At 49.1% G+C, this 8,543-nt stretch carries 9 protein-coding genes and 1 pseudogene; 9 read left to right on the plus strand and 1 reads right to left on the minus strand.

Going from position 1 to position 8,543, the window contains the following annotated elements:
• Nucleotides 1–291 precede the first annotated feature (291 nt).
• The 9 genes and pseudogenes from GY33_RS0100385 to GY33_RS20185 all read left to right on the plus strand — a co-directional run bounded on the left by GY33_RS0100385 (nucleotide 292) and on the right by GY33_RS20185 (nucleotide 7,753).
• Nucleotides 292–1,503 (plus strand): DUF697 domain-containing protein, encoded by a 1,212-nt coding sequence (locus GY33_RS0100385; RefSeq protein ID WP_031385436.1) that lies wholly within the window; start codon nucleotides 292–294, stop codon nucleotides 1,501–1,503.
• The gene (locus GY33_RS0100390; protein WP_051822137.1) at nucleotides 1,500–3,038 is read left to right on the plus strand and encodes a GTPase family protein; all 1,539 of its coding nucleotides are present in this window, start codon (nucleotides 1,500–1,502) and stop codon (nucleotides 3,036–3,038) included. The genes GY33_RS0100385 and GY33_RS0100390 overlap by 4 nt, the downstream gene beginning before the upstream one ends.
• A gap of 237 nt (nucleotides 3,039–3,275) precedes the next feature.
• Nucleotides 3,276–3,911 carry a hypothetical protein gene (locus GY33_RS0100395; RefSeq protein WP_031385438.1) on the plus strand — a complete coding sequence of 212 codons (636 nt, stop codon included), beginning with the start codon at nucleotides 3,276–3,278 and terminating at the stop codon, nucleotides 3,909–3,911.
• 146 nt (nucleotides 3,912–4,057) lie between these two features.
• Nucleotides 4,058–4,312, plus strand: a pseudogene (locus GY33_RS21585) (IS4 family transposase); the annotation flags it as partial.
• Nucleotides 4,313–4,700: 388 nt separating this feature from the next.
• Nucleotides 4,701–5,480 carry a ubiquinol-cytochrome C chaperone family protein gene (locus GY33_RS0100405; RefSeq protein ID WP_051822138.1) on the plus strand — a complete coding sequence of 260 codons (780 nt, stop codon included), beginning with the start codon at nucleotides 4,701–4,703 and terminating at the stop codon, nucleotides 5,478–5,480.
• Nucleotides 5,477–6,424, plus strand: coding sequence for a hypothetical protein (locus GY33_RS0100410; RefSeq protein ID WP_031385441.1), 948 nt, complete (start codon nucleotides 5,477–5,479; stop codon nucleotides 6,422–6,424). The genes GY33_RS0100405 and GY33_RS0100410 overlap by 4 nt, the downstream gene beginning before the upstream one ends.
• Before the next feature lie 123 nt (nucleotides 6,425–6,547).
• Nucleotides 6,548–6,796 carry a hypothetical protein gene (locus tag GY33_RS20180; protein WP_084184691.1) on the plus strand — a complete coding sequence of 83 codons (249 nt, stop codon included), beginning with the start codon at nucleotides 6,548–6,550 and terminating at the stop codon, nucleotides 6,794–6,796.
• Nucleotides 6,797–7,047: 251 nt separating this feature from the next.
• On the plus strand, nucleotides 7,048–7,314 hold the full coding sequence (locus GY33_RS0100420; protein ID WP_031385442.1) for a hypothetical protein: 267 nt from the start codon (nucleotides 7,048–7,050) through the stop codon (nucleotides 7,312–7,314).
• A 58-nt stretch (nucleotides 7,315–7,372) separates the two neighbouring features.
• On the plus strand, nucleotides 7,373–7,753 hold the full coding sequence (locus GY33_RS20185; protein WP_084184692.1) for an SHOCT domain-containing protein: 381 nt from the start codon (nucleotides 7,373–7,375) through the stop codon (nucleotides 7,751–7,753).
• 227 nt (nucleotides 7,754–7,980) lie between these two features.
• Here GY33_RS20185 and GY33_RS0100430 read toward each other — a convergent pair.
• Nucleotides 7,981–8,543, minus strand: a 563-nt coding sequence (locus GY33_RS0100430) for a transposase (RefSeq protein WP_031385443.1), incomplete at its 5' end; no start/stop codon positions are given.

An 8,543-nucleotide genomic window follows, 5' to 3' on the forward strand; every position in this document is an offset into this window, starting at 1 on the left:
CATTAGTTATGAATCTACAAATCAGGCCAAAGAAGCAAGATTCTGTTACAAGATGTGCGTGAGAACACCTCGGATACTTGCCAGACATCGGCGTATCTGGAAAAAATGGAATGATCCTGCATTGATTACAAGAATTGGGTGAGGTCAGTGTAAAAAGTCTCTGAGAGGTAACAAATACCTTAACACCATTCGGCAACACATTGTTTTTTTTATTAATTTACACTTATCACTGGTCACGGCGTGGTGCAAAAAATCCCTTTTGCACCACGCTTTTGGATGAGGACAATCATAATGCGCATCGAAAAAATTCGTGAACGGCTGTGGGAGGCCATTTTCCGGCCCCGACTTGATGAACAGGTCTTGAACGAGGCCATGGGCAAGGCCAGGTCCGCCCAGCCTCCTCCTGTCGTCTGGCTGCTGGGCAGAACCCAGGCTGGAAAGACTTCGATCATTCGCTCGCTGACAGGGAGTCCGGATGCCGTGATCGGCAACGGATTTCAGAGTTGCACCAAGGCTTCTCGATTCTACGACCACCCAGAAAGCGCCCCGGTGGTCCGCTTTCTGGACACCCAGGGGCTGGGAGAGGTCAGCTATGACCCTTCCGAGGATATTTCCTTTTGCGAGGCCCAGGCTCACCTGGTCATCGCCGTGATCAAGGCCGCAGAGGGCATGCAGACCGATGTCTTCGACGTGCTGCGGACCGTGCGCCTTCGTCATCCCGAATGGCCCGTCATCGTGGCCCAGACCTGCCTGCATGAACTGTACGCCCACGGTGCCGGACATGTCCTGCCCTATCCCTTCAACGATCCTGGCTGGGAGCGGGGGCTGCCCTCGGATTTGGTCCGCGCCCTGCTTTTTCAGCGCCAGGAACTCGGTTCCCTGCCTGGAACCGCTCCGGTCATCTGGGTGCCCGTGGATCTTACCTTGCCCGAGGACGGGCTCAATCCGCATGTTTATGGCCTGGACGCCTTGTGGGCCGCCGTGGAAACGGCCTCGGAAGCGGGCCTCAAGACGCGGCTGCTGGGTAGCCAGGATGTTCGCGACGTGTTTGCTCTCTCCGCGCACCAACAGATTGTCGGATATACCGGCGCATCCGCCGCATTGGGTGCTCTGCCCGTGGTGGACATGGCCCTGGTGCCCGCCATACAGGCCAAGATGTTGCACAGTCTGGCCCGGATTTATGATCTGGCCTGGGATACGCGACGCGCTTCGGAATTCATCGGCCTGCTGGGCACAGGCTTTATGGCCGGGTACGGATTGCGTCTGGTGGGTCGCAGCCTGGTCAAGCTTGTGCCCGTGGCCGGACAGACCGCCGGGGCAGCGTACGGCGCGGTAGCCAGCGCCGGGATCACCTTCGCCCTGGGCAAGGCCGCCGTCTTCTATCTGGACAAAACCGTCAAGAGACAACCGGTCCGTGCCGAAGATCTGCGCAAGGTGTTCCAGGAGGCCCTGGAATCGGGCAAACAGATGGCATCCTCCCTGTTCAAAACGAGGCAGGCATGATCACCAGAACGCATCTTCTGCGACAGTTTGGATTCTTCCGAATTTTCTCGGCGCTTTTGACCATTCTGCCCCTGCTGGCCCTGCCGGTGCTGGGCATGGTCTGGTTGTGGCAGTCGGAGCACCGCCTCACCTGGTTGATGGCCCTGGGAGGATGCGCCCTGATCGGGTTTGCCCTGCACTGGCTGGCAACCCGTGGGGATATGGGCAGCACCGGGCTGCCCGCTACCGAGTCCGATCCCTTATGGCCGCCATCGACTGCGCCCTGCTGGGAGAAGGTGGAGCGCATGGCCGAGGAAACCAGCCTCAGAGACTGGCCCTTGACCGATGTGGAGAAACTGGCCCTGCTGGGCAGAAAGACGCTGGAAACCGTGGCCGGCCATTACCACCCGGAATCTTCCAGGCCCTTGCTGGAACTGACCGTCCCCCACGCCCTGCTGATCATCGAGCGGGCCAGTCGCGACCTGCGCAAAGAGATCGTCGCGAACATCCCCCTCAGCCATAAGTTGACCATGGGCATGCTGGTTTCGGCCCAGCGCTGGAAAGAGACGATCATGCGCTACGAGCCGCTTTACCGGGCCGGTCGTCTGCTGGTGAACCCTTCTTCCGCCGTGTTTTACGAGCTGCGGCGAGGTCTGAGCAACAGCATTGCCGGATATGGTCTGGAACGGGTCAAGACGTGGATGCTGCAAGAATATGTGCGCAAGGTGGGGAGATACGCCATTGACCTGTACAGCGGTCGCCTGTTGCTGGATGAGGCCACCGGCGAGACCGCGCCCAGTTCCGGAGACCGGGATTCCCAGGAAGCAGGGAGTGACCATGAGCCACCCTCCGCGGAACCGCTACGCATTCTCGTCCTTGGACGGGCCAACGCCGGAAAGTCCAGCCTGATCAACGCCCTGTTCGGCAAGGTTGCCACCGCCTCAGACATCTTGCCCCACACCACTCGGGAAGTTCAGACTTATCGCCTTCAGCGCGAAGGCCAGATGGAAGCCTTGATTCTGGACGCTCCGGGCTGCGATACGGACCTTTTCGGCGAACAGGCCCTGGAAAAAGAAGCTCTTAACGCCGACCTGATCCTCTGGGTCGTCTCCACCGTCCGGGGAGACCGGCAAGAGGACAAAAAACGCCTGGACATGATCCGCTCCTGGTACGCCCACCACATCACCCGTCGCCCCCCGCCCATGCTGGCCGTCGTCAGCCACATCGACAAGCTCCGCCCGTTCAACGAGTGGACACCTCCGTACGACTTGTCGGACACCGCAAACCCCAAGGCCGCGAACATCGCCGCAGCAGTGGACGTGATCGCCAAGGAACTCGACTTTCCCCCGGACCTGACCATCCCGGTCTGCCTTGCACCTGACCGGCTGTACAACGTGGAGGATACCTTGGCGGCGGTGATTCTGGAACAGCAGGATGAAGGCGAAAAGGCCAGGTTTCTGCGTGTGCTGGAAGTGCGGAAGAAAAGGGAAGCGTGGGAGAAGCTTGTTGTGCAGATGAGGAACGCGGGGAGGTTGTTGACCTCGTTGGTCAGGTGATGGGGCTGCGTGGGGTAGGGGGGCATGGCAGATGAGGGAAGGTCTGGTTCTGAAATTCAGTTTGATTGATGGGAAACTCTTGACACGGTTCTATGTGTGGGCAAGAAGACCGGCACAGCGTGATAGTGCTATTCTTGACTTAATTTGTCGGATATTTAGCTTTGGCAAGGCATTATTAGAAGTATTATGTGCTCATATTGAAAGCACAATTTAGTTAATTTTACATGAGAGGCATGAATGATGAAAAAGCAGATTGAAAGCTCAACCATGGTTGAATTGCTCGACGAGAACCGCTATTCCATTGAAGAAGTTGAAGAAATGAAAAAGAAGTTAGAGTATTTTGAGAATATGGAGCAAGTTCGGCTTATAGAGGAGAAATTTAAGTACGTTATACGCGAATTAAGCTTGTTTTCACAAGATGTAACAAGCAAGTCTTTTTTCGGGCTATTTCATAAATACACGAAAGAAGAGCTAATGCAATCACCAAGAATTATAAAAATATTTAGTGCATTGGATAAGATTAGGAGTGATCTTTTTCATTGGAAAGAAAATGGAAAACTTACAATTAGAGGTGAATATTCTTACTATATCAAAAGAGAAGAGATGGTTGCTAGGTGGAAAGATATTGAACAAAAAATTCATGATAGGAAGCCAACATTTTTAGAAAAAATTATTGAGGTTTTTGCTGATGTAATGATTGCTATGCTGGATAAAATTCCACCTATCACAAAGCGACTTCCAGGATGGCTAGTGAGAATGCTGCCAAGAAAAGTACAAAATGCTATTTCAAGCATGAAGAAATATTATTTATCTATGAACACTAGTGTCCCAACGTTTTTCATCAATCAATGTTTAACAATCTGTAAAATATGACTTTTTATTCTTTTTTGGCTGTTACCGATTTGAACATCCAGCAGCTAGTACCTTATACCTCTTGCAACATTTCTCAGGAGGTATGCGGTGTTAACTGGAAAGCTCATATTTTCTCAGATCATGGAATATTGCCGTTGCACATGTTTCAAAATTTACGCATAAAGCGATTCTATGGAAACTCAGCCAATGCGGTCAAAACGCAAATCTGGATCGCGATTTCGACATTTTTGATTGTAGCCATCATGAGAAAAGAACTCAAAATCAATGCTTCACTCTACACAATTCTACAGATTTTGAGCGTGAACATCTTTGAACGAATTCCATTATTACAGATAGTTGGGAATTGCAGTTACGAAAACGAAATCCTGTCGAACACTAAACAGCTGAGTTTGTTTGATTAAACGTTGGGACACTAGTGATCTATGAAGGTTTCGAAATATGATGCTGAACTTTCAAAAACTTAAGGGGCTTCCTAGAAGAGCATTTCATCAAAATGCTTGTGATTGGCTATAGCCTAAAGCCTAACAATTAAGGGCTTTGTAGCAGGTAAATTTTGTAAGCTTTTAAATGAAACGAGCAACCAGTATGAGCGGCACAGGATATCTTTTCGGAGTCCTCCCCGAAGGCATCTCCGGCCATAAGGGGCTTGTTTTTGATTGGTTTGGCGAACACTTTAGTCTGTAGTGGGCTACTGTCCCTAGTTGGAGAAAGCAAAGCGTTGATACCGTGGACTAAGCGTCGACTACGCTCAACGCGAAAAAATTCACAAATATGTGGAGGGATGTTTTGATGGCAACCGACCCACATCTCACCGAATTGTTCGGGGCCTGTAGTGACGAGGACTTGATTCCGATCAGGGACTACATCCTCAAGGCAAGAACGAACGGATTGATTTTTGATGAGCGCTACAAAAAACAGCCAAATTTTCCAACAAGATACATAGAATCTCTAGTCTATCAGATTCGAACTTTTGGTGGCAATAGCTTTGTTAACGTATGCCGCGGGGTCCGAACTATTGGTCGCAATAGTTTTGCTGAAGTATACCGTGGGGATGGTGTAGAGTACGCCGAGATCGTTCACGATGTCGCCAAAAAGTTTAAAGTCCACAAAGTGCCCGGCTTTGCAAATAAAACCGTTGAGGAGCGCGAACAACTTGTGTTGGCGAAGATACTGGAGAAGTCCATGAAAAAGATGACTGAGGACGAATTGCGCGAACTAGAGGAGCTTTTCGGCGAGGCGGGTCTCAAAGGTCGCAACCTTCGAGGAGGCATACCCCTCGCGGCACTGATTGCTCAAGGCGCTATCCGGTTCGCAGGACTTGCAGCACATAACATGGCTGCCATTGTAGCTAACGCAGTAGCCCGTCAGATTCTTGGGAATGGCTTTCGTATTGCTGCAAATGCTGCCCTAAATCGAGGTATGGCCGTTTTCGTCGGGCCTATTGGGATTGGAATCACGGCAATTTTGACACTAGTCAACATAGCAGGGCCAGCGTACCGCGTGACAATTCCAGTCGTCTGTCATGTGGCTTATCTACGAGCTAAGGCTGAATTCGCGGAATCAGTATGACTACACGTATTGACCAATTGGCCATTCTGTTTGCTGTTCCAAAGTGGATCACAAATGGCCTGAACGATGGCAGTCTCATTCGTCGCGGTGGCGTGATACAAAATGCCACGAACAACGAAATTGTCATGTGGCTACGCGAAGGTGGACGGCTACGGGAATGGAATCCGGACGCAACACCTCAAATTAATTCCTCGTTGCAGGCGCAGTTGGCGGGTTTGAATGTGAAGAGCGACATGTTGTTCGGTTTGCAGGCGGTTAATCTCGCGGTGACCGTAGTCGGTTTTGCTGCCGTCATGCACAAATTAAGTGCCATTGACCAGAAACTTGACACAGTTATTGATCGACTCAATGCCGTTGCTGAGGATTTGAATTGGCTTGATCGACGCAAAGACATCGAGCTTCTCGCGTGTGTCGTCGCTGCGCTTGAGCAGGCATCCTGGGCCGAACGGACCGGACGTGAATCTGTCGAGTTTGTCCGCGTGAGGGCGCAGCTAGTTCGTGCGCATATGCATTACACGCTGCTGTTGGACGCAATGCACTATAACGATCGGGCACATAAGCATCCGGGTATTTACTCACACTACTTCCACCAAGCGCAGTTGTGTACAGCTGCCGTGACTCGTTGCGACGGTCTGTTGGACGGCACGGATGCGGCACTTGCAGCCAACCTGATGCTGGGCGAGCGACTCACGCTGCTCGCGCAACGATATCGTGACACGCTCCTAAATCCACGAAAGCATCGACACCTTCTGATGCTCACACCTCGGAATCGAGAGCAGGCGGTTTCAGTAGGTAAGGCACTCAAAGAAACAACCAATCGGATGGAAGGGCACCGTGCCGAGCTTGAGTGGTGTGCGCGTGAGCAGATAGGCTGGCAGGAATGGGAGTCGCTCGGAGACGAACACCCGGAATCCGATCTAGTTTTTGTCTTGCCACAGAGATAAAGACGGGCATGACCTGATCATCCCGGTCATATATAGAATTTTGTGATTTTCGCTAATGTAGCCTTATTTTAATATTGAAATGCCACATAATTTTCTTTTAACTTTTAAAGGAGGTTTCCGATAATGAGTGATTCGAAGAAAGATCTGTTAGTAACTGCAGGTGGTAGTGTAGCTGGTGCAGCAGGTGGAATTGGTGGTGTCGTAGCAGGTGCTGCTACAGGAACAAGTGGTGCCGTAGCCATAACTTCAGGTCTTTCAGCAGTTGGATCTGTTGTTGGAGGCGGAATGTTGGCAGGTCTTGTAACAGTAGCAGCAGCACCAATTGCTGGTGGTGCTGCTGCATATGGTCTTTATAGATTATTTAAAAAGTAAATATATTTGCACATTAAGCCAGCAACAGTATAGTTGCTGGCTTTCATATTTAATTTCTAATTAACATATTTTTTTGTTTTAAGATATTTTAAATAATGAAATTTTTTATAATTTAAAAAAATGAACTTGCAGTTCAGTCTTTCAGTTTGATTTGTTGAAAAAATTATTCTTAGAGTAATATTTTATACAACATTATTGATGGTTTTAAATATTTTTATGTCAAAATAATTTTTGAAATTGAAGGAGTATTAATGAAAATAAAATGTCTATCATGCGGAAACACTACAAAGGTAACAGTAGAGCTAATTGTAAAAATAATTGGCGGTGCAATGCCAATAGGAGGTTTTTACGCTTGGGTTACGTACCTCTTAGCCGGAACAGGGCTTGCGCTACCTATAGTGATCGCACTTATTACGGGTGGTGTTGGAATACTAGTATTCAAGGATGAGATAGTCGAATGGATTGTAAATCGTGGTTACAAGTGTCAAAGGTGCGGAACTGTGAAGTGGGAGGCGTGACCTGGCAACTGTTTCAGAAAAAAAACTATTTAAATCTTAAATATTAAAGGTGAATATCATGCAGTTACTATCAAAAAAACAAGTTGTTGAAGCAGTTAACCGATTCCTTCCAGAATCAATGCGCGAAAATCCATTTGTGACCTCTCTCCTAGCTGGTGCAGCAGCTATTGGCATTCTCTTGGCTACACCAGCCTTTGCCCCTTTGGGTGTCGTTGGTGCTACAGGGTGGATCATTGTTTATGCAGTTACAGGAGGTACTCTTGGTATAGAAACAATTCGAAAAATTTGGAATGTGAGGCAGCATATGTCAGAGGAAAAGCGTAAAGATGTTGATACTCGACTCGAGATCCTCAAAAAGATGAGAGATGATGGTGCGATTGATGACGAAGAGTATAAGATGCGATCGAAGAAAATCCTTGATGAGTTTTTGGGTACATAGTTTGTTAATCGTCTGATACCAAGGTCTTCCCGGCTTTGGCCGGTTCGCTTTCTTCACGATGTAGGTTTCATGTCGGATTCAACTACATCAGGGGCTACACTTTAATACTAACTATAATAAATTTTCGAAAATTGCCTTCTGTCTGGAAATGGATTTAAAAATTCGCATCAATATTGTCGAAGGATCAGTTTCTCAACTTTCGGGGTTGCTGTCTTTCAAGCAACCACCTACGATCTTTGACATAATTCCTGGTTCAAGCCGAAAAACTCGATAGATGCCCCGAATACCGCGGATATCATGGCGGTGTATATCTGCTCTGCGTATTGTCCTGCGCTGCGCAGCTTGTCTACTGCAAGTTCAAGTATGCGCTTCAGGGCGGCCATGAAATCCAGGTCCCTCATTTCCTCGCAACAAGCTCTGAACAATGAGCCAAAGGTTCTGGGGTCATCCTGGCGTCTTTGTTCCAGGGACAGGAACATGTACCTGGCCATCACGATGGAAGTGTGAGCGATTTGACTGTCAAAATCTCTGGATTGTATGCCTTTTTCCAGACCAAGGTGCTGCTTGCACATCTTGAAGAAGACCTCGATGTCCCAACGCTTTCCGTAGATGCGAACAACTTCCTCGTCCGGCAAATCGATATCCGTGGTCAAAAGGGCCAACCAGTCTCTATTATGCCGATCTCTGACAAAAATAATTTTGGCTTGGCCACCATATTTCATCTCCACCCGGACACTGGCCAATATTTTGGCTCGGCCTGGGCGCTTTTTAATCTGGCGATAGATATCAT

The sequence above is a fragment of the Desulfonatronum thiodismutans genome (genome assembly GCF_000717475.1).
Lineage (GTDB): Bacteria > Desulfobacterota > Desulfovibrionia > Desulfovibrionales > Desulfonatronaceae > Desulfonatronum > Desulfonatronum thiodismutans.

What these genes read in the sequence shown, in the direction of transcription:
- GY33_RS0100385 (WP_031385436.1), top strand. Translation starts at nt 292, where the DNA reads ATGCGCATCGAAAAAATTCGTGAACGGCTGTGGGAGGCCATTTTCCGG.
- GY33_RS0100390 (WP_051822137.1), top strand. Translation starts at nt 1,500, where the DNA reads ATGATCACCAGAACGCATCTTCTGCGACAGTTTGGATTCTTCCGAATT.
- GY33_RS0100395 (WP_031385438.1), top strand. Translation starts at nt 3,276, where the DNA reads ATGATGAAAAAGCAGATTGAAAGCTCAACCATGGTTGAATTGCTCGAC.
- GY33_RS0100405 (WP_051822138.1), top strand. Translation starts at nt 4,701, where the DNA reads ATGGCAACCGACCCACATCTCACCGAATTGTTCGGGGCCTGTAGTGAC.
- GY33_RS0100410 (WP_031385441.1), top strand. Translation starts at nt 5,477, where the DNA reads ATGACTACACGTATTGACCAATTGGCCATTCTGTTTGCTGTTCCAAAG.
- GY33_RS20180 (WP_084184691.1), top strand. Translation starts at nt 6,548, where the DNA reads ATGAGTGATTCGAAGAAAGATCTGTTAGTAACTGCAGGTGGTAGTGTA.
- GY33_RS0100420 (WP_031385442.1), top strand. Translation starts at nt 7,048, where the DNA reads ATGAAAATAAAATGTCTATCATGCGGAAACACTACAAAGGTAACAGTA.
- GY33_RS20185 (WP_084184692.1), top strand. Translation starts at nt 7,373, where the DNA reads ATGCAGTTACTATCAAAAAAACAAGTTGTTGAAGCAGTTAACCGATTC.